The 260-nt window shown below is 35.0% G+C and carries 1 protein-coding gene; it reads left to right on the top strand.

The genetic code is table 11. From position 1 onward, the window contains the following. Positions 1-126: hypothetical protein (locus tag SB772_RS42570; RefSeq protein ID WP_410838842.1), on the top strand; the 126-nt coding region annotated here is incomplete at its 5' end. Positions 127-260: the final 134 nt, after the last annotated feature.

Genomic DNA, 260 nt, shown 5'->3' on the forward strand with positions numbered 1-260 from the left:
CTCTCTGAAAACGGGAAACAGCCCATGTTCTCCAATACTAAAAATGAATGTATTGTTCTCAACGGTGAAATCTATGGCTATCAGGATATAAAAAAGCAATACTGTATACTTACTAAAATAGGATGAATAGATCCATTCTGTACCATTAAAGTAATAGAAACCAGGCCTTTTAGGGTTCTCTACCGGGAAATTATATCTGTCAGCTCTTGCTCCACTGGATACAAGAAGTTGATTATTATCGTAAAGATTTATCTTATGTG

The organism is Paraburkholderia sp. SIMBA_030, from assembly GCF_046535245.1.
GTDB lineage: Bacteria > Pseudomonadota > Gammaproteobacteria > Burkholderiales > Burkholderiaceae > Paraburkholderia.